The organism is Lacibacter sp. MH-610, from assembly GCF_045780045.1.
In the GTDB taxonomy this organism is placed as follows: Bacteria; Bacteroidota; Bacteroidia; order Chitinophagales; family Chitinophagaceae; genus Lacibacter.
The window spans coordinates 375165-398858 of sequence record NZ_CP116002.1 but is presented as its reverse complement, the minus strand read 5'-3'; the positions used below and the strand labels follow the sequence as shown (position 1 = coordinate 398858).

The 23694-nt window shown below is 40.7% G+C and carries 20 protein-coding genes; 11 read left to right on the top strand and 9 right to left on the bottom strand.

Annotated features, from left to right (window positions below; all coding sequences use genetic code 11):
• The first annotated feature begins 59 nt into the window (after positions 1-59).
• Positions 60-920 carry a helix-turn-helix domain-containing protein gene (locus PDL71_RS01795; RefSeq protein ID WP_407524551.1) on the top strand — a complete coding sequence of 287 codons (861 nt, stop codon included), beginning with the start codon at positions 60-62 and terminating at the stop codon, positions 918-920.
• Between the two features lie 38 nt (positions 921-958).
• On the opposite strand, the gene PDL71_RS01790 is transcribed toward PDL71_RS01795, so the two are convergent.
• The 3 genes from PDL71_RS01790 to PDL71_RS01780 form a co-directional block, all read right to left on the bottom strand.
• A complete protein-coding gene (locus PDL71_RS01790; RefSeq protein ID WP_407524549.1) occupies positions 959-3412 on the bottom strand; it encodes an outer membrane beta-barrel protein in 2454 nt (817 codons plus the stop codon).
• Between the two features lie 785 nt (positions 3413-4197).
• Complete coding sequence (locus PDL71_RS01785) at positions 4198-5034, bottom strand: S1 RNA-binding domain-containing protein (RefSeq protein ID WP_407524547.1); 837 nt, start codon at positions 5032-5034, stop codon at positions 4198-4200.
• Positions 5035-5087: 53 nt separating this feature from the next.
• Positions 5088-6605, bottom strand: a complete 1518-nt coding sequence (locus PDL71_RS01780) for a T9SS type A sorting domain-containing protein (RefSeq protein ID WP_407524545.1) — start codon at positions 6603-6605, stop codon at positions 5088-5090.
• Between the two features lie 301 nt (positions 6606-6906).
• Between PDL71_RS01780 and PDL71_RS01775 the strand changes: the two genes are divergently transcribed.
• Both PDL71_RS01775 and PDL71_RS01770 read left to right on the top strand, forming a co-directional pair.
• Positions 6907-7065 carry a hypothetical protein gene (locus PDL71_RS01775; protein ID WP_407524543.1) on the top strand — a complete coding sequence of 53 codons (159 nt, stop codon included), beginning with the start codon at positions 6907-6909 and terminating at the stop codon, positions 7063-7065.
• Between the two features lie 62 nt (positions 7066-7127).
• Complete coding sequence (locus PDL71_RS01770) at positions 7128-9584, top strand: ATP-dependent helicase (protein ID WP_407524541.1); 2457 nt, start codon at positions 7128-7130, stop codon at positions 9582-9584.
• A gap of 125 nt (positions 9585-9709) precedes the next feature.
• Here the strand turns inward: PDL71_RS01770 and mnmG are convergent, their stop codons facing one another.
• From mnmG to ybeY, 3 genes are all read right to left on the bottom strand, one after another.
• Entirely contained in the window at positions 9710-11578 is a 1869-nt protein-coding gene (gene mnmG, locus PDL71_RS01765) for a tRNA uridine-5-carboxymethylaminomethyl(34) synthesis enzyme MnmG (RefSeq protein WP_407524539.1), read from the bottom strand.
• 103 nt (positions 11579-11681) lie between these two features.
• On the bottom strand, positions 11682-12341 hold the full coding sequence (locus PDL71_RS01760; protein WP_407524537.1) for a CAP domain-containing protein: 660 nt from the start codon (positions 12339-12341) through the stop codon (positions 11682-11684).
• A gap of 2 nt (positions 12342-12343) precedes the next feature.
• Positions 12344-12781, bottom strand: a complete 438-nt coding sequence (ybeY, locus tag PDL71_RS01755; RefSeq protein WP_407524535.1) for an rRNA maturation RNase YbeY — start codon at positions 12779-12781, stop codon at positions 12344-12346.
• Between the two features lie 56 nt (positions 12782-12837).
• Between ybeY and PDL71_RS01750 the strand changes: the two genes are divergently transcribed.
• Together PDL71_RS01750 and nadD are read left to right on the top strand one after the other, a co-directional pair.
• Positions 12838-13071 carry a ferrous iron transport protein A gene (locus PDL71_RS01750; RefSeq protein WP_407524533.1) on the top strand — a complete coding sequence of 78 codons (234 nt, stop codon included), beginning with the start codon at positions 12838-12840 and terminating at the stop codon, positions 13069-13071.
• A 13-nt stretch (positions 13072-13084) separates the two neighbouring features.
• On the top strand, positions 13085-13672 hold the full coding sequence (nadD, locus tag PDL71_RS01745; protein WP_407524531.1) for a nicotinate (nicotinamide) nucleotide adenylyltransferase: 588 nt from the start codon (positions 13085-13087) through the stop codon (positions 13670-13672).
• On the opposite strand, the gene chrA is transcribed toward nadD, so the two are convergent.
• Positions 13652-14827 (bottom strand): chromate efflux transporter, encoded by a 1176-nt coding sequence (chrA, locus tag PDL71_RS01740; protein WP_407524529.1) that lies wholly within the window; start codon positions 14825-14827, stop codon positions 13652-13654. The two genes, nadD and chrA, sit on opposite strands and share 21 nt — an antisense overlap.
• A 154-nt stretch (positions 14828-14981) precedes the next feature.
• Here chrA and PDL71_RS01735 point away from each other — a divergent pair, with 154 nt between their 5' ends.
• The 4 genes from PDL71_RS01735 to PDL71_RS01720 all read left to right on the top strand — a co-directional run bounded on the left by PDL71_RS01735 (position 14982) and on the right by PDL71_RS01720 (position 18858).
• Positions 14982-16088 carry a DUF3089 domain-containing protein gene (locus tag PDL71_RS01735; protein ID WP_407524527.1) on the top strand — a complete coding sequence of 369 codons (1107 nt, stop codon included), beginning with the start codon at positions 14982-14984 and terminating at the stop codon, positions 16086-16088.
• Positions 16089-16182: 94 nt separating this feature from the next.
• On the top strand, positions 16183-17799 hold the full coding sequence (locus tag PDL71_RS01730; RefSeq protein ID WP_407524525.1) for a hypothetical protein: 1617 nt from the start codon (positions 16183-16185) through the stop codon (positions 17797-17799).
• A gap of 43 nt (positions 17800-17842) precedes the next feature.
• Positions 17843-18523, top strand: a complete 681-nt coding sequence (locus PDL71_RS01725; RefSeq protein ID WP_407524523.1) for a glycosyltransferase family 2 protein — start codon at positions 17843-17845, stop codon at positions 18521-18523.
• The gene (locus PDL71_RS01720; RefSeq protein WP_407524521.1) at positions 18520-18858 is read left to right on the top strand and encodes a DUF2304 domain-containing protein; all 339 of its coding nucleotides are present in this window, start codon (positions 18520-18522) and stop codon (positions 18856-18858) included. The genes PDL71_RS01725 and PDL71_RS01720 overlap by 4 nt, the downstream gene beginning before the upstream one ends.
• Here PDL71_RS01720 and PDL71_RS01715 read toward each other — a convergent pair.
• A complete protein-coding gene (locus tag PDL71_RS01715) occupies positions 18851-19522 on the bottom strand; it encodes a hypothetical protein (RefSeq protein WP_407524519.1) in 672 nt (223 codons plus the stop codon). The genes PDL71_RS01720 and PDL71_RS01715 overlap by 8 nt on opposite strands.
• Positions 19523-19575: 53 nt before the next feature.
• The gene (asnS, locus tag PDL71_RS01710) at positions 19576-21024 is read right to left on the bottom strand and encodes an asparagine--tRNA ligase (protein WP_407524517.1); all 1449 of its coding nucleotides are present in this window, start codon (positions 21022-21024) and stop codon (positions 19576-19578) included.
• A 166-nt stretch (positions 21025-21190) separates the two neighbouring features.
• Between asnS and PDL71_RS01705 the strand changes: the two genes are divergently transcribed.
• Complete coding sequence (locus tag PDL71_RS01705; protein WP_407524515.1) at positions 21191-21688, top strand: hypothetical protein; 498 nt, start codon at positions 21191-21193, stop codon at positions 21686-21688.
• 363 nt (positions 21689-22051) lie between these two features.
• Positions 22052-23677 (top strand): transcription termination factor Rho, encoded by a 1626-nt coding sequence (gene rho, locus PDL71_RS01700; protein WP_407524513.1) that lies wholly within the window; start codon positions 22052-22054, stop codon positions 23675-23677.
• Positions 23678-23694 lie beyond the last annotated feature (17 nt).

Sequence of the window (23694 nt, the reverse complement as noted above, 5' to 3'; positions counted from 1 at the left end):
GCCTTGCCATTCATACATATTAACGCTGTCATCCAAAGACTGAAATTTATTTTGCAGCAGTGCGGCATATAGAGTTTATACATCAGCATCATTTTGAAAACAACTACCGGCGTGTGTACGCATCCGGGGAGCTATCCCGTTTCATTGATTTTTTTTGGGAAACAGATTTTGATGATTTATGGCAAGAGCACCCGCAGGGTTTCAGTGATGTTTTGTTTCCTAACCTTGGTTATACGTTTCTCATTAACCTGGGCACACCGTTGGTAATGCAGGTAAACGAAATCAACACTCCTATCCGTAATGATGGTTTCTTACCGAGACTCAATCATATTGAATGTTTTCACCAAACCGGCAATCTTTTGTTTGGCATCAAGTTTAAAGTGAGCCCGGTGCTGTTTGAAAAACGAATTAATTTTTCAGAATACAAAGGACAGGTCTTTTCATTGAGCTACCTGATGGATGCGCAACTGCTGCAACAGGTACGGTCAGCTGTTGATTTTGAGCAAAGGGTACAACTGTTGCAGGAGCATTATCTCCGGCAACTCAACACACATAAAACATCTTTACACAAAGCTCATATTGTAACGTCTTTGTTGGAACAGGCTGCTACCAATAATGATTTTCTCACACTGGCGCAGGAGCGTGCTGCTGCATATGGCGTTTCTGCAAAAACATTGCAGCGTTATTTTAAAGAATGCACCGGTGTGAGTTATAAAAATGCATTACAGGTAATGCGTATACGAAGCGCCATCAGTAAGATTCTGCAAAACCCACGTGATTTTCATGCAGCAGCATGGGGTTATTATGATCACAGTCATTTCTACAAACACCTGCGCCGTTTTTTATCACGTCAAAATCTTATTGATCTGCAACCTCACCTGCACCTGCTCAAAAGCCTGCACAAAAAAGAAGACCGGTAAGACTACCGGTCCGATCTATCAGCATGAGAAAACGAGACTTATTGTGCTCTCTGGCGTTCTTCTTCTGAACCGGTGGTTCTTCTTCTCGCCTGCTGCACTTTATTATTTCCGAAACGATAGGTAAAGCTCAGGTTGGCTACCCTTGTTTCACGGTACGCTCTCCATTTTTCAATGTAGTTGTTATAGGTAATGGTAGCACGGGGCAGGTTGGTCCAGAAAATATCTGTTACATTGAACCGTACCTGGCCTTTTCCTTTCCATATATTTTTTTGAACACCGGCGCCTACGCCCCATTGCGGTCTTGTAACCATAAAACCATATTGCCCTCCCGTGTTATAGTTACCGTTAAGTTCTGCTGTCCAGCCTTTTTTGAAAGTAAAGGTTTGATTGGTGCGTATATCTGCTACTGCTCTTCCATTGTCTAAAGTAGTTCCCGCAAGATTGCCGTTGAAGTGATTGTAAAACACATTTACATTATTCATCATATTCCACCACTTATTAATCTTGACAGGCGCCGCAATGGTAACACCATAGTAATCGCTGGAGCTGAGGTTTACGGGAATCTGTACTGTAACATTATCATCGGCAGGTATATTTGGGAATACATCTTTAAAACGGGTGATGACAATATTCTGGTTGCGGTTAGTGTGACTGTAGCCAAAAGTGATATTGATATTTTTTACGGTATAACTTAACTCGTAACTCCAGGTAAACTGCGGCAGCAATGAAGGGTTGCCGGTACCATAAGTAGTTACATCAATCAAAAACAAAAAGGGGTTCAGTTGGGAGTAGTTAGGCCGGTCAATGCGTCTACTCACAGAGAGGCCCAGTGTTTGATCTTCTTTGAGATGATAATTAAAGAAGGCGCTGGGGAACAATTGTGTGTAGGCACTATCCCACAACACATTGCCTTTTACCTGCCGGGTTTTAACACGGGTGTTTTCAGCACGGAGCCCTAACTGAAAATCAACCTTCTTGTACTGCTTTTTAAAGTTTACATAGGCCGCATTAATATTTTCATCATAAAAAAAATGATTGGTTTTGTTTACATCATCTTTCGGAACACCAGTGCTCATATCAAAAAACCGGGCATCATTATCCGTGTGTACGAAGCTGGTTTTAATACCTGCTTCAATTGTTGCTTGCTTTTGTAAGGGATGCGTATAATCTGCTTTTGCAGTAGCGAGGCGAAGTTTGCCATCCTGGTAACCATCCAGTATATAGTCCGGTTGCAGCACAGAGCCATCCAGCTTTTTATAATTTGTAGCAACGCTTGAATAATTATCAATCCCAAATTGACCGTAATCTATATCAGCCGTTAACTGTCTGCCGGTGCTGTCAAACACGTGCTTGATATTAAAATTGGCTACGGTATTAAAATTTTTATTGCGGTTATTGGTATTGGTGTTGAAGGTAAAGATAGGTTCGTAGTTATTATTAATTACTACGGAGCTGTTGGCGTTTCTCGGTTGTACAAGATTGTAATTGCTGTTTACCACCACACCGGCAATAGTTTTTTTGCTCAGGTACCAATCTGCACCCAGCCTGAACGTGTGGAGGTTAAGCGGAATCTTGGTATAATTATCCTTGATATCTTTTCCTGAAAAATTTCCGTTTTCAAAAAAATTACGGTCTAAAATGAGGTGATTGAGATTCATACGGTAAGCATAGTTATAACCACCAAACAAATTCAGTTTCTTATTCCGGTGATTAAAGTTGATACCGCTGTTGGCCTTGGGATAAACACCTTGTCCGTAGCCGGCAGTTATTGAACCGTTAGTGCCGTAGCGTTGATCTTTTTTCAATCGTATATCAATGATACCGCTGTTACCGGCTGCATCATATTTACTGGAAGGGTTGGTGATGAGATCAATCCGCTCAATAGCATTGGAAGGCAGACTTCTTAAATAATTCACCAGGTCAGCACCGCTCATGGGAGAAGGTTTTCCATCAATCATAATAATAACACCGGCACGGCCACGCATGCTGATGTTGTCGTTGTTATCAATGAGTATGCCCGGTGAGCGCTCCAATACATCAAAGGCTGAACTGCCGGCATTTACTACACTGTTTTCTACGTTTACAACGATACGGTCAGTAAGCTTTTGAATAAAAGGCTTTTTAGCGCTTACCTCAATGGTCTTTAACTCTTTGGCAGCCGGTTTTAAAATGATATCAGGTGCCGCTACTGTTGTTTGCGTTTCTGTTACTGTAACGGAGGCAGATAAAAAGGGCTGATGATTGAGTAAAGATGTTTTAATAAAATAATTGCCTGCTGCAATATTCACAAACTCGGCCACACCGTTACGATCGGTAATAGCAGTTTTTACCAGTGAGGAATCTTTGCTACGCAATAAGGTGGCTGTAACACTTTCCAATGCTTGCTGCTGTTCATTCAATACACGTACGGTAATGGTGCCTTTTACAGGAGACTGGGCATACAATTGTAAGGCGGTGAAGAAAAGGATGATAAGGTTCAATGTTTTTTTCATAAAACGATAGTTTCAGCAAAAATGAACCACATCCGATTTTTTTCGTAGTTAATATTGATAAGGAATGCATTGGCTGTTGTAAACGGAGAACAGGGGGTGGAGTGGTTGTCCTTTTTTTACATCGGGGGGATGCGGTCACTAGTAGTAATGTTCGCATACTGAAGAACACATAAATTATAATTTGATGCTTCAGGAGATAATGATGTGAAAAGGAAAGAATCTGTAATAATTTGTTTATCTATTTACTTATGAATTCTCGCTTGTGATACATGCGGCTTCGCACTGTCCGAACAATGAGGGAGGTGTATTTTTTTTATTCTTTCTTTTATCATTGAAAGAGAAACCTAACAGGGCGAAAGCTGCTAACAATTGCTTCTAATATTTTGTAATACATACCCCCCACTAAAAATCAAATTCAAACAGACAAGAAAAAAGGATACAACAATGAATAATGAGATTTTTTTACTCTTAAAAAGTGCCGGTTTTTCCCTTATTATTCTGATTCCGTTTTTTAAAGTGAGATAATAATAAAAATTGACAATCAAGATTAGAGCTGTTATTATAATGTCACCACTAACTCCATACAAATTACAAGTAGCATAAGTGTATGATACCCTGATAAAAAAATTCAATATTAAGCCCTCACAAACACTTAATACAAACACAGTAACAGTATGAGGCTCTCTTTCAGAAAGTATTTTGATGTAAAAAAGAAAATAGTAGTAATAGATTACTTTTAAGATCATTATGATACATTTAATCTACTTTAAAACCATATTAAAACATCAACTCTTTTCCATTAATTGCATACCCGTTTTTGTAAGTGCTATCTTCCGTTCTTTGTACAGTTTACCCACCGTCATTTTAAACACCTTCTTACTCATACCAAAGAAATTATAAATGGCTTCGGGTTCGCTTTTATCATGATAGGGTAAATAACCATTGTGTTCTTCCAGCAGTCGTAAAATCTTAGTTGCTTCATCTTCCACTTTGTTATAACCAAGTTTTCCAAGAGCCACATCAATTTTTCCGTCTTCCCGTATCTGTTTAATATAGCCCTGCATTTTATCGCCTACCTGTAAAGTTTGAAACACCTCATTGGCATAGAGCAATCCCGAATGCTTATTGTTGATGATCACGGCCCAGCCCAGTTCTGTTTCACGATAGATAATCAACTCCACTTCCTCTTTTTCTTTCACCGTGAGTTCTTCATTGCTCAGCAAATGTTCTATGTACTGGCTGGCGGCAATTCGGCCGGTCTGGGTATCAATATAAAGATGCACCAGGTACTCACCACCCAAACGCATAGGCGAAATCTGTTTGCTCTTAGGTACAAACAAATCTTTCATCAGCCCCCAATCTAAAAAAGCACCGTGGGCACTGTTACCCACTACTTTTAAAAAAGCAATATCCCCCACTACAGCTTTGGGGTGTTGCGTGGTGGCAATCAAACGGTCCTCACTGTCGTGATATACAAACACCGTCAGTTCATCGCCCACCTTGGTTCCTTTGGGCACAAATCGTTTGGGAAGAAGAATACCTTCCTTACCATCATCCAGAAAAGCCCCGGCATCTTTTATACGTTGCACTGTGAGCCGGTTATAATTACCCGTTTGTATCATGCGTTGAAGATACGCAGGCCGGCAGAGTTTAACAGCGAAACTTTACAGCTTTCTTATTGTACCATAAAACGCAGCAGTGTTACGTCTGTTTCCGTTTGTATTTTGAGTACATATATTCCTGCAGAAAGCTGACTTGTTTGAATAGGCACAACACCATTTTGTAAGATGCGACTGGTGTACACCACCTGGCCGTTGCCATTCATAATTGTAAGTTCTTTTGCAACACCATTAATCAACTCTCTTGACGAGAGATAAACCACTTCGCCTCTTTTTGCAACCGAAGGAATTAGCTGGTAGGATTGTTTAACACTCACTGCCGCTCTTACAACAGAACTGTAGCTGTAACTGTCATCTTTATCCACCATTTTAAGACGGTAGTACAAGGCTTTGCCTTGTGGTACCACCGGATCAATAAATAAATATGATTGATTAAAACCGGAGGCATCTACTTTGCCGATCTTTTCAAATTTGTCGGGCGTACCGGTGCTGCGTTCAATTTCAAAGTGACTTACATTCACCTGGTTTTCACCCACCCAGGTTAAAACAACATCGGTATTCTTAACAGCAGCTTTTAAATCTTTTAATTGAAGCGGCAGCAATGACGATTGTACAAAGTAGCCTCCGCCCGCCATCATATCAAGTCCGCCATTAGCCCCGGCATCTGTATTGGAAGGAACATTGGTAAGACCAACCAGGTCCATAGCTGATGTTACATCATTAGGAAAAACGGCAAGTCCGTAAATACGGGTGCCATTGGTAATACCCAGGTTACTGAATGAAATATAAACACCGCTGATTGTTTGTGATGCTATATCCTGCTTGGCTCTTAAGTTAGGATCAGATCCTGTTCTCCGGCTCATTACTCTTGATATAAAAGATGGGCCTACAGCTCCCCAGTTGGTGGTGATTATAGATACAAGATTTCCCAAACCGCTTACTAAGTTGGACCCGTTGAGAGCGGTAATAGCAGCAACTTTAAAATTATCGTTGCCGTTCCGCTCATTAATTAAAAACCCCTGGAAAGTAGGTGAATTACAAATAATGCCACCGTTAATGATTAAGTCAATCCGTTCAATATTCGCCTGTGTGGTGGGCGAATTGGAAAAGGTATTATCAGATCCACGGTTACATACAAAGCTGTTAATTACGTCTTGAAGGTTGGGCAAATAAGAAGGCTCAAAAAATAAGTTATTACCGGCACCGGCAGTGTATTCGTAAAGTGTGTTAACTGTATCGCCGGGTATGGAAGGGTGACGATTAATAACCACATTGTCAAAAGGCCTTCCGCCCGGTCTTGGTCTTGGTATATAGGAACTGGCGCCAATATTGAAGCCTGTCACCACCCGCTCCACACCTGCTGCACCTCCGTTTCGCTGACCATAAAAGTTTGTATAGGTTGTACTGTTAGGATAAGGAGCAGCCAGGTTCCAACCTGCTGAAGTATTAGAAGTGGTTGCAGGTGTTTGTGAGGTGATGTTGTAGGCAGTAACTGCTGTTTGTGCCACAGACTGAGCGGTATTGCAGAAAATGCTGATACCCGCAGTTGCGAGCAGCTGTAAAACTTTTTTCATGTTAATAGATTGTGTTGTACAAAATAACTTGAAACACACGATACAAATAAGAGTAAACGCTTATTACTTTATCGTATAAATACTTATTTTCTTAACCGTAAACGATTGCGACTGTAATGTGAAAAAGGGAGAGGAGTTACAATTGATTCAGAAGGATATTCAACAGGCACAATATTAATGCCAGAGAAAGAGATGTACCGGTGGCTGCAAAAGGCTCACGAACTTTGATCCGTAAATAACAGTTCCTGTTTTTTGTTTTTTACCCGTCTTTTCAGAGATTTATGGTTAAAAGCAAAAACTCATGTCGCTATTCAACTCAGGAAAAAACAAGAAAGACAAAAAGAAAGGAACACCTCCTCAAAGTAAATCAGCATTCATTGCACCCAAAGGCGGCAAAGCCAATACAAAAGCAGGTAACAACGCCGGCAAGCATGTGGGCGGTGCACAGCGGGGAGCTTAAATACCGCTTCAATAATTTTTCACACAACAATTTTTACAGGCTGCTTCAAGTAACTTGCGCCCATGATGGATTATTTAAAAGGTTTCAATGAGCGGCAAAGAGAAGCAGTAGAAACGATTGACGGACCGCTCATGATTGTGGCCGGCGCCGGGAGCGGAAAAACCAAAGTACTTACTACACGTATTGCTCACCTGATGGCCAAAGGTGTAGATGCTTTCAATATATTGGCGCTAACATTTACCAACAAGGCAGCCAAAGAAATGAAGGAGCGTGTGGAGCATATCCTCGGCAACCACGAAGCACGCAACTTATACATCGGCACCTTTCACAGTGTGTTTGCCCGCATCTTACGTACGGAAGCTAATAAGCTGGGCTACCCTAACAACTTCACCATTTATGATACGGATGACGCCAAGAGCGTGATCAAAACCGTTATCAATGAAATGAACCTGGATGATAAACATTACAAACCATCCACGGTTTATAACAGAATCTCATCAGCCAAGAACGCTCTTGTGAATGCTGAAGAATACAAGAACGACTGGCACCTGCAGCAGGAAGATATGCGGGCCAACCGGCCGGCCATTGCACAAATATTTGATGCATACAGCAAACGCTGTTTTAAAAACGGAGCGATGGACTTTGATGATCTGCTCATTAAATTTTATGAACTGCTCAAAAACTTTCCGGAAAGCTTAAGCAAGTACCAGCGCAAGTTTCAGTTCATCATGATTGATGAGTACCAGGATACCAATCCGGCTCAGTATGAAATCATCAAGCTGCTCGGCGCCATGCATGAAAACGTATGTGTGGTGGGCGATGATGCACAGAGCATCTACAGCTTCCGTGGCGCTACCATTGAAAACATTTTACAGTTTCAAAAAGATTATGACAATGTACATGTGGTAAAGCTGGAGCAGAACTACCGCAGCACTAAAAACATTCTGCATGTTGCCAATGAAGTAATTGCCAACAATAAAAACCAGATAGAAAAAATTCTCTTTACTGATAATACAGATGGTGAAAAGATTCGTCTTGTTCGCACTATGACGGATAATGATGAAGGCAAGTTTGTGGCTGATACCATCCAGGAACAAAAACTACGCAACCACTATCGTAATAAAGATTTTGCTATTCTCTACCGCACCAATGCACAGAGCCGTGCGTTTGAAGAAAGCCTGCGACGCATGGCTATTCCCTATATTATTTATGGCGGTATCAGTTTTTATCAGCGTAAAGAAATCAAAGACTTTATTGCTTACCTGCGTTTAATCGTCAACCCACGTGATGAAGAAGCGCTCAAGCGTGTAATTAATTATCCGGCACGTGGCATTGGTAAAACCACCGTTGATAAATGTGTGCTTTTTGCCAATGAGCGAAACATCAGCATGTGGGAAGTACTCACACGTTCAAGAGAGTTGGGCTTTAAAGCAGGCACTGCCGATGCCATTGATGAGTTTGTAACCATGATTAAAAGCTTTGCCAGTATGCTGCAGAAAAACAATGCGTATGAAGTGGCAGTGCATGTGGGTAAACAAACCAACCTGGTGAAAGAACTGTTCAATGATAAAAGCACGGAAGGGTTGCAACGCTATGAAAACATACAAGAGTTACTCAACTCTATTAAGGAATGGGTAGATGACACTACGAACCGTCAGCAAATTGATGATGATGGTGTGGTAATTGCCGATAATCCTTTTGAAGAAAAAGACAAACCGCAACAGCAACTCACGTTTGAAGCAGCGCCTACAGAAGAGCAGCTGAAAGTTGGCCCGATATCATTGGGTGCTTATTTACAACAAATCACCCTGCTCACCGATGCTGACGAAAAAGACCCTGATGCTGACAGTGTAAAACTCATGACCATCCATGCAGCCAAAGGTTTGGAGTTTGAATGTGTGTTTGCTGCGGGGTTGGAAGAAATGCTTTTTCCCAATGCGCTCAGCATTAACACTCGTGAAGAACTGGAAGAAGAGCGCCGTTTGTTTTATGTAGTGATTACAAGAGCCAAGAAGAAACTCTGGATTACTTATGCCAATACCCGATATAAGTTCGGACAGATTGTACAAAACGAACCGAGTCGTTTCTTAGATGAGTTGCCTGAAACACATATTGATAAAAGTTATGCAGGCGGCGGATTACGTAATCAATCATCCTTTGGCGGTGGCTCTGCATTTGACCGTATGAAAGGTTGGGGCAATAAAGGAAATGATTATGATGATGTAGCCCGTGCTGAAAAGAAATACGGACCTCCGCCCTCGCAAAAGAAAACAACAACCTCTTCGCTAATTACACCAGCTCGTAATCAAACCATCGAGCATAAACCCGCTGCAGATTTTGTTGCCAGTGATACCAGCAATTTACAAGAAGGTCAAAAAGTAGAGCATCAAAAGTTCGGCTTTGGTGTGGTGGCTAAAATGGAAGGAAGTGCACACAATCCCATTGCAACTGTAAAATTTGAATTGAATGGTGAGAAGAAGATTATGCTCAATTATGCAAAACTCAGAATCATTGAATAAGAAAAAGCTCCTGCGGGAGCTTTTTTAATTTTGTTGACCGGCTATTTATTTCATGGCATCGTCTCTTGCGTCGCACTCTTCATCGTTCGGTAACAATGGCGTCAATGGTTCACAACACAATCACACTACCTTCCCATATACACCATCAATATCTGCACGTCGCTGGGATTTACACCACTGATGCGTGATGCTTGTCCAAGTGTTCTGGGTTTTATCTTTTTGAACTTTTGCAAGGCTTCTGCACTTAAAGAAGAAATCTTGTTGTAATCAAAGGAATCAGGTATTTCTAAATCTTCCAGCTGACTCATGCGCTGTACCAAATCTTTTTCTTTTTCTATATACACATCATACTTCACCTGTATTTCTGTTTGCTCCAGAATTTCTCGGTTATATCCTGCCGTTAGTTCTTGCAATGTGGGCGAAGCATGTACAAATGCTTCCAGCGAAATGCCTGGTCGTAACAATATCTGTTGTGCCTTTTGTTTTTGAGTAATCGGCGCACTGTTCTTTGATTCTAAGAAGGAATTAATTTCTTCAGGAGTGATTGAAACTTCACTTAACACTTGTTTCAGTTTTTCAACAGAGTCAAGTTTGTACCTTGTCTGTTCCATTCGTTCTTGGCTCGCCAGTCCCATTCTGTAGCTAAGCTCTGTTAAACGCAAATCAGCATTATCCTGACGCAACAGAGTCCGGTACTCAGCCCTGCTGGTAAACATGCGGTAGGGCTCATCGGTTCCCTTGCTGATGAGGTCATCAATCAACACACCAATATAGGCGTCACTTCGTTTCAAAATGAACGGACTCTGTTCTCTGGCTTTCAGGTGGGCATTGATACCCGCCATCAACCCTTGACAGGCTGCTTCTTCATAACCAGTGGTTCCATTAATCTGTCCGGCAAAGAACAGGTTTTGTATCTGCTTGGTTTCCAATGAGTACTGAAGCTGTGTAGGCGGAAAGTAATCGTATTCAATGGCATAACCAGGCCTGAACATGCGGCAATTCTCAAAGCCGGGTACCGTACGAAGCGCCTCGTATTGTACTTGTTCTGGTAAAGAGGTAGAAAAGCCATTAACATAGATTTCCACTGTGTTCCATCCTTCCGGCTCTACAAAAAGCTGGTGACGGTCTCTGTCAGCAAATCGATTGATTTTGTCTTCTATGCTCGGGCAGTACCTTGGACCCGTTCCCTGAATGCGCCCCTGGTACATCGGGCTCCTGTCAAACCCTGTTTTCAGGATTTCATGTACCGCTGAATTGGTATAGGTAATAAAACAACTTCTTTGCTGAGCCGCTGTAATACGCTCTACGTTCATGTAAGAGAAGCCAGAGATTTCTTCGTCCCCCTTCTGCTCTTCCATTTTTGAGTAGTCTAGGCTTCTTCCGTCAATGCGGGGAGGCGTTCCGGTTTTTAACCGGTCGCTTTCAAATCCAAGTTCAACCAGTTGCTCAGTAATACCGGTTGCTGCTTTTTCAGAGATACGTCCACCCCCCAATTGCTTTTCACCAATATGAATGACACCATTTAAAAAAGTGCCGCTCGTGACAACTACTGATTTCGCCTTTATCTCATGTCCCAACCCAGTAATTACGCCATAACATCTTCCATCTTTTACGAGCAGTTGCCGAACCATATCCTGGTAAAAATCAACGTTGGGTGTTGCCTCCAGCATTTCTCTCCAGGTTGCAGCAAAGAGCATACGGTCGTTTTGCGTACGGGGGCTCCACATAGCCGGTCCCTTGCTTCGGTTCAGCATTCGAAACTGAATCATGCTTTTATCACTCACAATACCGCTATACCCGCCCAGCGCATCTATCTCTCTCACAATCTGACCTTTCGCAATTCCACCCATGGCCGGATTACAGCTCATTTGAGCAATGGTTTGCATGTTCATGGTGATGAGCAACACCTTACTGCCCATATTGGCAGCTGCAGCGGCTGCTTCACAACCTGCATGACCGGCACCTACAACTATAATATCGTATTCTGGAAACATTCAAAATAAAAGGATTGCAAAGATAGCCCTGCAAACTTTGAAATCTGTTTTTTCACGTGGAACGTTCCACCCTGGAACATTTTCATTTTTTCACGTGAAACTGCTACTTGCAGGCAAACACCTGAACCAGAACCAACTTCTTATTTGATAGACTTGAAAAGGAAACTCCCATACGCTCAAATGTTGGGTCCAAAAGATTAACCCGATGGCCTTTATCAGGCACACCATAATCAATTAAGAGGGTAATTAATGCTTCGAGGGGGTTGGGATTTCCGATAAAAAGGTTTTCTGCGCCACACCTGAATGAACCAACTTCTTTTAATCGCTGTACAAAGTCCCTGCCCGAGGAAGACCTGTGGGATATAACACCGTTTCGTCTGGACAAATCTCTTGCATGTTCAGCGGACATTCTGCCAAGATTAGCATCCGGCAATAAAAGAGGAAGAGGTGTTTTTAACTTTTGAATATCTCGCTCAAGACTTTTAACCTCCGGCTTATTTGCTTCCGGGAACTGTCTTATAAATTCCTTTACAATATCATTATAAAACGTCTGTGGATTTTGACGCATTAGATTCGTCCAGTAAAACAACATTTGTTCCTGCATATTCAGCTCACGGAAAGCAACATCAGCTTTCAAAGTATTCCAAATCACCGAATCAATGGGCCTATTAAAAACAAATGGTTTGTCCTGAAGTGTAATAGAACCCTGCGAAAACGAAAGATTATAAATCAAAAGGAGAAATACAGCCTTTAAATACCTCATGTCTATTTGTGTTTCGAAAAATACAAACGTAAATAATGGTTCTCCCGTTCACGCATCTTCTTAATTTGTTGTGAAGTTTTATCTCCATATCCGCAGAGATGAAGGCACCCATGAAAAATAACCCGATGGAGTTCTGCATTAATGGTGCTACCTAAGTTATCTGCATTCTCTCTCACTCTGTCAACACTGATATAAAGTTCAGCCTGAATTGGCTGATCAGATGAGGTATAATGAAAAGTGATAATATCCGTGTAGTAATTATGATTCAGAAAATCTTTGTTGATCTGTAATAAACTTTCATCTGTGCAGAAAATGATATTCAGATAGTCAATTGAGCGCCTTTCCTTTTTAAATAAAGAAGCTAAGAACAACTTTAGAATAGTGCGGTCTCTAAAGCTGATTTGTACATCATTGAAAAAAAAGCGAATCACGTTTGACATATTTTCAAAAATCGGAAATCCTGAATGGATATGGATGATACTTTTGCAACAGATTTATGAATAAAAAACTATCAGAGCTTTTACCCGGTGAGAAAGGTTTGATTCTGTCATTTAAAAATGAGGATCTCTATTTAAAATTGATGGAAATGGGTTGTGTTCCAGGAGAAGAAATCATCGTTGAGCAAATAGCCCCCCTGGGTGATCCAATAAGTATTCAGGTTGCCGGCTATCACTTAAGTCTGCGCCAGGAAGAAGCTGAATCGATTATTGTAAAACGCATATATTTTTGATTTTCAATTGTTTATGAAAATTGGTCTCTACTTTGGGTCGTTTAATCCAGTTCACAATGGTCATTTGATTATTGCCCAACACCTATTAAACGAGACCGATCTTTCAAAAGTTTGGTTCGTCGTATCTCCCCAGAATCCTTTTAAGCAGCAAAAAACACTTTTGAATGAATACGACCGGCTTCACCTTGTTAATAAAGCAATCGAAGGCTCCAATGATATGAAAGCTGTGGACATTGAATTCAAATTACCCAAACCTTCCTATACTATTGACACGCTTCATTACCTCCATGAAAAGTATCCTGCCTATGATTTTTCTATAATTATGGGAAGCGACAGCTTTCAGAACCTTGATGATTGGAAAAACGCAGCACAGCTAAAAAGCCGGTATGTTATATATGTTTACGAGCGCCCGGGTTTTCCACTCCTATCTGACGTCAATTCGAACGTTATTAAAATAAAAGCCCCCTTACTGCAAATTTCGGCTACTCATATACGTAATCTAATTCAGCATCATAAATCCATACGGTTCCTGGTGCCGGATGTTGTAAAAGATGAAATTGAACAGAATAACTACTATAAACTAAAGCAGCCAACCCAGTAACAGACACACAAGAGGAATCAGCGGTGTTGGGATCTTTGTAAAGTTTAAAATCAAAAAAGTACTGAGGATTACAATAGTATTTATATAACTAACAGTATTGAAGTCAAGTACAATTATATCTCGTGTAACATAAACACCGGAAGCAATCATTAAGCCTACAACAGCAGCATTAATTCCTTCAAGCGATCGGTAAATAACAACGTATCTTTTTAAGTTATGCCAGACCGGATAAAAAAACAAGACCAGCAAGGCACTCGGCAAAAAAATAGCAACCGTACCTATTACAGCACCTGTAAGTTGCATTCCTTGTCCATCTTTACGTAGCGCCATAGCACCGGCATAAGTAGCCATTGAAAAAACGGGACCTGGTATACCCTGCACAAAACCGGCACCGGTTAATAATTCTTCTTTGGTAACATATTGTGTTTTTTCACGAACCACAAATTGCTCATACATCATGGGCATTAAAACCTGTCCGCCACCAAATACCAGGCTACCAAAACGGTAAAAGTTTTCAAACAGGTTAAACGCCTTCCTGTTTTCCCACTGTTGCTTATTGGCAATTGTACTCAATAAGCCGGCAAGAATGAACACAATAGCGAAAAGCCAGATATTGGTCCATTTTACTTTTTTAGGCGGCTGACCTTTTTGCGGAATCCTTTTATCACTGAAATTAGTAGCAATTCCTGCAGCAATTAAAATAATAGGGAAGATCCAAGGTGACTTAAAAAACAGGTATATCAGGATTGCCACAACAATCATAATTACTCTTGTAATTGTATTATGAACAGCAATCTTATAAGTACCCCAAGCCGCATAAATCAGGAAGCCAACAGCCATTGGCTGAAGGAACTTGAAAATATCCGTATGCAACGCCTGCTTATCAATAGAGTGTACCAGAAACGAAAATGCGGTCATAAGGGAGCAGGCCGGCATAATCCAAATGAGTAGGGTGATAATAGCTAGAGGTATGCCACCCCGCTTATACCCAATCAAAGTAACAGTCTGTGTAGACGAAGCCCCTGGCAAAAGCTGACAGAAAGAGATCAGCTCCGTAAGCTCTTCCTGCGTTACATGACGCTGTTTATTTACAAAATTCTTCATCATAAGACCATAATGGCCTTGTGGGCCACCAAATGCAGTAAGGGTGTACATTAATACACTTTTTAGAAATGGTATATGGCGCTTAAGAATCAGTTCTGCTTATTTTTGAGCTGGAAGAGATAATAATTAAAAGTAAATAAATATCATAAACCTTGTTTACAAAAGGCCCTGAATCTCATTTGATTTCTCAACACAATTAACTTTCATGCAACCAAACAGAAACCACTTACATACGATCTTTTTAAATCTCTTTAAAATACATAATCGTTTCTTCCCCCTCTTAATCCATTTTTTTATTTGCATTCTTTCTGCCTGCAGACCAACTTACAAATCATTCATTACACAATACAAAGAAACCTTTCCAGAAAACGATTCTTTATCTGCTCCGGACTATTCAAACATAAATTACTGGGCAGCCCACCCATGGAAAAAAGACTTATCGGACAGTATTCCTCTGCCACTACTTAATGAACCAAAAGATTCGTTGGTTGATGTGTTTTTCATTCATCCAACCACATTGACCTCTAAAAAATTGAGAGGCAAAACCTGGAATGCAGATATCAATGATGCTGCTATTAATGCGAAAACAGATTACTCATCTATACTATACCAGGCAAGTGTTTTTAATGGCAAGTGTCGTGTGTTTGCCCCAAGGTACAGGCAAGCGCATTTGTATTCCTTTTTTACCCAAGACAAAGAACAGGGCAAGATGGCGCTACGCATTGCGTATGAAGATGTAAAGAAGGCCTTTGAATATTATCTGAAATATTACAATAATGGAAGACCTGTTATCATAGCCGGCCATAGCCAGGGTACCTTGCATGCACAGCTGTTGCTCAAGAATTATTTTGACGGAACGGCTTTATCAAAGCAATTGGTTTGCGCCTATATACCGGGCTTGGTAATTGCAAAAAAAGAATTTGTATTTCTGCAGCCATGTAATGATTCAACAACTACAGGATGTTTTGCAGGCTGGAGAACTTACCGCAGGAAATATATTCCAACCTATATTAAAGAAGAAACAAGCGGCTCCTGGGTAACAAATCCACTCACCTGGAGTCTTGATTCTTTACCTGTTAAAAGAAACCTGAACCAAGGTGCTGTATTGTACAACTTCAATAAAATAGTTCCACATCCGAACGGAGCACAGATATATAAAGGAATTCTATGGGTGGAACGACCAAAGTTTCCGGGCAGTATTTTATACTTCAGCAAAAACTATCACCCCGGAGATATCAATCTCTTTTATATGAACATCCGCCATAATATAACACAAAGGGTGGATGCGTATTTTCAACGTCTGGAAAAGTAGAACTACGCTGTTTACTCCGATGAGGCACAAAAATCGTGGCTGGACTTGCTGATTATCAAAGTTTCAGCTATTTTAGTATTGAAATTCCAATATCATGAATCCTGGAAAAACCTCGGGAGCGTTTTTCATGCTCGCCGTTTTCTTCAGAATCCTTTATATTTTTTTGTATCCTCCTGCAGGAACTGATCATCAATTGATTCATGCGGCCGTTGATAATTTATTAAGCGGCAACGGACTTTCTTTTACAACCGCCAACCCTAACGATCTTTCCTCCATTCTATACCAACCAATGAATGAATGGCCGCCACTGGTTGCTTACCTTGTTTCGATTGCAAAAGCAATAACAGGTAGCAGCGCCGCTGCTGATTTATTCTTGATGAGTATGGGTATGCTTTTACTGTTAATCATTTTGAGGTCGATCTTTCAACTGATGCAGATTGGAGCAAAAACACAAGTGCTGTTATGGATCATTATTGCTGCTAACCCCGACCCCTTTGCGCACCTTGGCATATCTGATCTTTACAGTGCGCTGTTTATGTTATGGGGTGTCTTGTTTAGTTTACGCTTCTTACAAATGCCCTATGCTACCAAAGCGCAAATCTTTATTGCTTCCATATTTTTCTTTTTACCTGCAGCATTTCGCTACCAGTATTATCCTTTGGTTTTTATATTCCCGTTGTTTTTACTTTTTACAGGATGGTGGAAGCAACAAAAACATTTATATCAAAGCGGTTTGCTATCGTTATCGGTGGTTTTTTGCCTGTTAAGTTTCCAGGTAGCAATGCTGTACCAGGAAACGGGAAGCGCTGCCTATATTGCTGATGAAAAAGGATTTTATCCTCAAAATCTGCAATGGGCCTATCCGTTCTTATTAAAAAGCTTTCTGAACATCAGCTACATTGAAAATAAATTACTCCTTATAGGTAAATGGACATTGGTTCCGTATTATCTCTCAAGCTTTATTTTATCAGTTGTTCTGTTGGGCTATTGTTTTATTCGTGCCATCAAAAAATCAAAAGGCGGTCTTTGGAACTTTGAAGAAGAGCGATCTGGCTTGCAGGTTTCAAAACTCTTCTTACTTACTGTTATCCTTTCCATTATTACACTTCTCGTATTTCTTTCTGTTCTGTACAGTCCCCAGGTAAACTATGGAAGTGTATTTACTTATCTGCGTGAAGACAGGTACTTTATTGTTTGCTCGCTTCTGCTTCTTATCTATTTTGGAAAACAACTGGATGGCCTGCCATTTATTCACCTGCCATCTTTTACTGTATTAAAAAGAGTTACAATTACATCCGTTGTTGTTGTGAATCTTATGCTGTTTGGAAAATTCCTTTTTAATGCCGCTACAGACAATCTTAAAGACCTCCACCAGATAAGTGCAATCGAAAAAAATATTATTGAAACTGAAATTGATATTCTCAAAAAGAAATACAATCTTCCTGTTGTGGCGGTATCCTCCATAAAGCTGCTGCAGTATAATCCATCTGCAGGCGAGTACAGTGTGGCGAAAACGTTGAAACAGATCAACAATACAGGATTAAGAACATCTCAGCCCGTGCAGCTTATTTTGGTAACACAACCAACGCTGAAAGAAGAAGAAGTGTTCTTTGTAAAATCAAAAGGAGCGAAAGAAGTTTTCAAGAACGGACGGTTACGGATCTTCCACTTAATCGTTCCCCAGCAGTCTTCTCTTGCTTCTCTATATTAGTTTCAAACCGCTATAGAGTCGGTTATCTTCATATCTTTAATAAATGCCTCCATCAGAAGTGTTTGCTGTTGTTCCCGCCTGCAATGAGCAGGATACAATCTATCAAACAGCACTTTCTTTGTTACAAATGAATATAAACGTGGTAGTGGTTGATGATGGCTCCCGGCTTTCACAATTACAATTCCTTAAGACGCTACCGGTGTATTACATTAAACATGTAACAAATTTGGGACAAGGAGCCGCACTGCAAACAGGAACAGAGTTTGCCCTTGAAAGAGGTGCAGATATTATTATCCATTTTGATGCAGACGGTCAACATCAGCCCGCTGATTTACCAAAACTGCTGCAACCGTTGCTGGACAACAAAGCAGACCTGGTAATGGGGTCACGTTTTTTATTTCCATCTAATAACATTCCATTCCTCCGTAAGTATTTACTTAAAGCGGCCCGTTGGGTAAACTATAGCTTTACCGGTATTCTTCTTTCAGATGCACACAATGGCTTACGGGCATTTTACAGGAAAACCGCTATGCAATTAAAGTTTACTGAAAACAGAATGAGCCATGCTACCGAACTTTTATTTCACATTAAGCGCTATCAATGGAGGTGGTGCGAAGTTCCTGTAACTATTTTGTACAAAAATGAAACGATGAGGCGGGGTCAATCAACCTTCAACAGCGTACGTATTTTCTTTGATTTACTTTTATACAAATTTTTTCAATGAGCGGCATACAGATTCTATTGATTGCTTCTTTTCTGTTTATTGCCCTGTATTATTTTGTACGGTTGCGAAACAGCTTAACCGATTTGATTCTTTTAGTTTCATTGGTGCTGTTAGCGGTATTATTTATTGTATTTCCGGAGTGGACCAATAAAATAGCCCACCGTATGGGAGTGGGCCGTGGTGCTGACTTGATTTTTTATACCTGTATTGTTCTGTTTGTCTTTGTGATTCTGAAACTATATGCACGCATCAGAAAACTGGAACAAATAACAACGGAACTGATTCGTAAAGACGCAAAAGAAAATGCTGTAGAGCCGGATAAAGAGATTACTTAACAGTAAAAGTTCCGAGCTTGGTTTCTGTATTTACATCAATACCCGCCGCTACTACTTTTATATTTACTTTGTTGGCGATCATACCTACGTTTTTTGCAAACAGATAGGTGATATCATTATTATCAATAGTTACACCCGGTATAGCTATTGACAACCGTACCCTGATCACATCTTTAAAATTATTACCGTTAAAAGAAGTATCATACTTTACACGTGCATTCGTAAATGTAAGTGTTGCCGGAATAGGGAAGGGAACTCCTGTGATGGTAAAGTTCTTCGTTTCACTCCACACAAAGCCTGCGGCCTGGTTATCCTTTAAATATAAAACCTCAACCGGTTGCGGTAAAGCGGCCAGACTTGAAATTCTGTAATAATCATTCCCGGATTTATTATAATATTCGTTCGGACCGATAGAGTTCGTAAAAACTTTATACGTACGGCCATTAGAAAGCGTATCTCTTGAGGTAGCCGTAAGCACAAAAGCAGCATTAACAGAAGTGCCCCCTGCTGTGCCTGTAGTAGTATAATTCCATTGACTACCTGTTGTAGTTGGTTGATAAGTGAAATCAGGCTCGGGTGTTTGATTGGACTTTTTGTTACAGTTACTGGAACTGAGTACTATGTACACAAAAAAACAAAACAGGAAAAGAGAGGCTTTTTGCATAAGACAGGTTTTGCTGTAAGATACTAAAACGCCTTTAGCCTGAAGCTTGTTGTTTAAAATTCACAGTTTTTGGGTGTGCGGGGGAAGGCAATTACATCACGGATATTTCCCATGCCCGTAACAAACTGCACCATTCGTTCAAAACCAAGCCCAAAACCGGCATGCGGCACAGTACCAAAACGACGAGTGTCTAAATACCACCACAATTCATCTGCGGGCACATGCATCGCTTCCATACGGCTCATGAGCTTATCCAAACGTTCTTCACGCTGAGAGCCTCCTACAATTTCTCCAATGCCCGGAGCCAATATATCCATAGCGGCAACGGTTTCCCGGCCCGGTTCACATCCATCGTCCTGACGCATATAGAAGGCTTTGATAGCTGCAGGGTAATTCGTAACAATCACGGGTTTTTTAAAATGCTTTTCCACGAGATAGCGCTCATGCTCACTCTGCATATCAATACCCCATTTTACATCGTATTGAAACTTTTTCTTTTTATAAGCAGGAGATTGCAGCAGGATTTCAATTGCCTCAGTATAAGTAATGCGTTCGAAATTATTATTGAGAACAAACTCCAATTTTTCAATCAAACCCATTTCGCTGCGCTTGTCCTGCGGCAATTGTTTTTCTTCATCCGCCAAACGTTGCGCCAGGAACTCCAGGTCTTCTCGGTTGTTCTCCATTGCAAAACGGATGATGTATTTGATGAATTCTTCAGCAAGGTTCATGTTGTCTTCTAAATCATGAAACGCCATCTCCGGTTCAATCATCCAGAACTCAGCAAGATGACGGGCTGTGTTACTGTTCTCTGCACGGAACGTAGGACCGAATGTATAAATTTCACCAAAGGCTGTTGCACCTAATTCACCTTCTAACTGACCGCTCACCGTTAAGTTAGTAGCCCGGCCAAAAAAATCTTCTTTAAAGTTGATCGTTCCATCTTCATTACGTGGCGGATTATCAAAAGGTAATGTGCTCACACGAAACATTTCACCGGCACCTTCAGCATCACTGGCAGTAACAATGGGTGTATGCAGGTATACAAATCCTTTTTCGTGAAAGAATTTGTGAACAGCAAATGCAATGGAGTGACGCACACGAAATACAGCACCAAACGTATTGGTACGAAAACGGAGGTGTGCGATTTCTCTTAAAAATTCTAGACTGTGTTTTTTGGGTTGCAAAGGATATTTTTCAGCATCACTATCACCCAATATCTCAATAGCAGTTGCCTTCAATTCCATTTTTTGTCCCTTACCTAAAGAGGGAATTATAACACCGCTCACTTTCAAAGAAGCAGAAGTGGTAATACGTTTCAGCAGCTCCTCATCAAACTTACCCAGCTCCAGCACCACCTGAAGATTATTATTGGTACTGCCATCATTCAACGCTACAAACTGGTTGTTACGAAACGTACGCACCCATCCCATAACGGTTACTTCCTGTTCGCCGGGTTCCCAACTGAGCAGTTCCTTAATCTTCGTTCTTTTATTAAACATACACTTGATTTTGAGGGGCAAAGATAAAGAATGAGAAGTTGTTTAAAGCGGGCAATTAACAGATAGAACTACTTGAAATAAAAAGGTTTTATTTTTCAATTGACTAATATTACTTGTAGTTTTAAAGCATCAATTTTACGTGTTAACTCGTTTTAAGCAGAAAAACATGAACAAACAAACCCTTCTCATAACTCTCTTTATACTTCTTTTAAATTCTTGTGTTGAACTTGTACCCGAACCCATCAAATACCAAGACAAGGAGTTTAATGAGCTGGCAAACCTTATCCTTAGCCAAAAAGATGTTTATGAAATGGATGATTTTACAAGACATTACAAAAGGCTAAATGGAATTTCAATCAAATTAAATGACAAAGATGGTGATCAAGACGCTCATTTTTTACATGTAATTGAAGACTCTTTAAAACTTGATACTAAAATAGTTTCTGCTTTAAGAATCAAATTAGAGGAAACAAAACTTCGGGAGTTCATAAAGTCTGGTGATACCATTCTTTTTACAGTTGACGGATTGCTCGACACTTCTTGGGGATATATGTATTCAAAAAAAGGGCTGACAATGGATTCATCATGGTTTAATTTTAAAGGGAATTCCGTAAAGTTTGTAGAAGACACTAACAACAATTGGAAAAGAGCCGCAATACATTAATTTACATACTCGTCCCTTTTGATTTATAGGCGTGCAAGAACACACCCATGCTTGCTTCTTTTAAAAGCCTTTGTAACAATAGCAAGTAGTTAAATAATTGTTTTGAAGACCTTTTCCGCAAGCCGCCGCCATACAAAACCGATACCTAAAGGACTTTCAGCCAGTTCCCAACAACAATTTTTTTGCTTTTTTCAAAAATGCCGTAACATTGCATCGGAAACAGACTGGTTTCAAAATCCGATTCTTCAAAATCAAGCTCGTCTGAATAAGTCGTTTTCCGCTCCCAACGTTTATCATAATCAACAAATTTTCGTATCAGATTTACTATTGATCACCGGTATCTGATTCATGAATTAAAACTCTATGTACGACATACTTCAACTGAACGACATGCTCGTTCCTGAGCTGCTGGATGTAGCAGAGCAACTTAAGATTGCAGGCGCCAAAAAAATGGACAAACAGGAACTTATTTACAAAATCCTCGACAAACAGGCAGTTATGGCAAGTGAAACAAAAACCGGAGGTGAAGAAAAAGCCCGCCGTAAACGTATTGTAAAAACATCCACCTCTACAGGTACTGAAGAGGCGGTAGTGGAAAGTGGTGATACCACTCCTCCTGCCAAGGGCAAAAAGAAAAAAGAAGACGCTGTTCCCGCAGGTAAAAAAGTGGTTAAGAAAACAGAAACGGCTCCCGACCCGGCTGAACTGGCGGCTAATTTCCTGTCTGCTATTTCGCTTCCCGGCGATGATAACTATGTGGCTGAAGATTCAGGTGCCGCTGATACACAAAGTGCCGAAACAGCACAGCCTGAAGCACCGGTGCAGCAACGTCCGCAATATCCCAACAAAAGAGAACAGGTATTTAATATTGAATTTGATGGTGTGATTTTAGCAGAAGGAGTTCTGGAAATGATGCCTGATGGCTATGGCTTTTTAAGAAGCAGTGATTATAACTATTTATCCAGTCCGGATGATGTGTATGTATCGCCCTCACAAATCAAGTTGTTTGGTTTAAAAACCGGCGATACGGTTTATGGCGCTGTTCGTCCTCCCAAAGAAGGAGAAAAATATTTTGCGCTGCTGAAGGTAGATACCATCAATGGTAAGCGTCCGGATGAAGTGAGAGACCGTGTGCCTTTTGATTATCTCACGCCTTTATTCCCTTATGAAAAATTAAATCTGTGTACGTCGAGCAACAACTACAGCACCCGTATCATGGATTTGTTTACACCTATCGGTAAAGGTCAGCGTGGATTGATAGTAGCACAACCTAAAACAGGTAAAACCATGCTGCTGAAAGAAGTAGCGAATGCCATTGCTGAAAACCATCCTGATTGTTACCTCATGATTGTTCTTGTTGATGAACGTCCGGAAGAAGTAACAGATATGGAACGAAGCGTAAAAGCTGAAGTAATTGCCAGTACGTTTGATGAGCCTGCTGAAAAGCATGTAAAAGTGAGTACGATTGCATTGCAAAAAGCCAAGCGCCTCGTGGAGTGCGGTCATGATGTAATTATCTTACTGGATTCCATTACACGTTTGGCACGTGCACATAATACCGTAGCTCCTGCAAGTGGTAAAGTATTGAGTGGTGGTGTGGAAGCAAACGCCATGCAAAAACCAAAACAGTTTTTTGGTGCGGCCCGTAAAATTGAGAACGGCGGTTCGCTTACCATCCTTGCTACGGCACTTGTTGATACCGGAAGCAAAATGGATGAAGTGATTTTTGAAGAGTTTAAAGGAACCGGTAATATGGAATTAGCATTGGATCGTAAACTTGCTAACAAGCGCATCTTCCCTGCCATTGATATTGTAGCTTCCAGTACAAGAAGAGATGACCTGCTGCTGGATAAAGATGTGGCTAAACGTATGTGGGTATTGCGTAAGCACATGAGTGATATGAATACTGAGGAAGCAATGAACACACTGCTTCAAAACATGAGAGGCACAAAAGACAATAATGAATTTTTAACCAGCATGAACGGTTAAACAATTAAAAAACACAT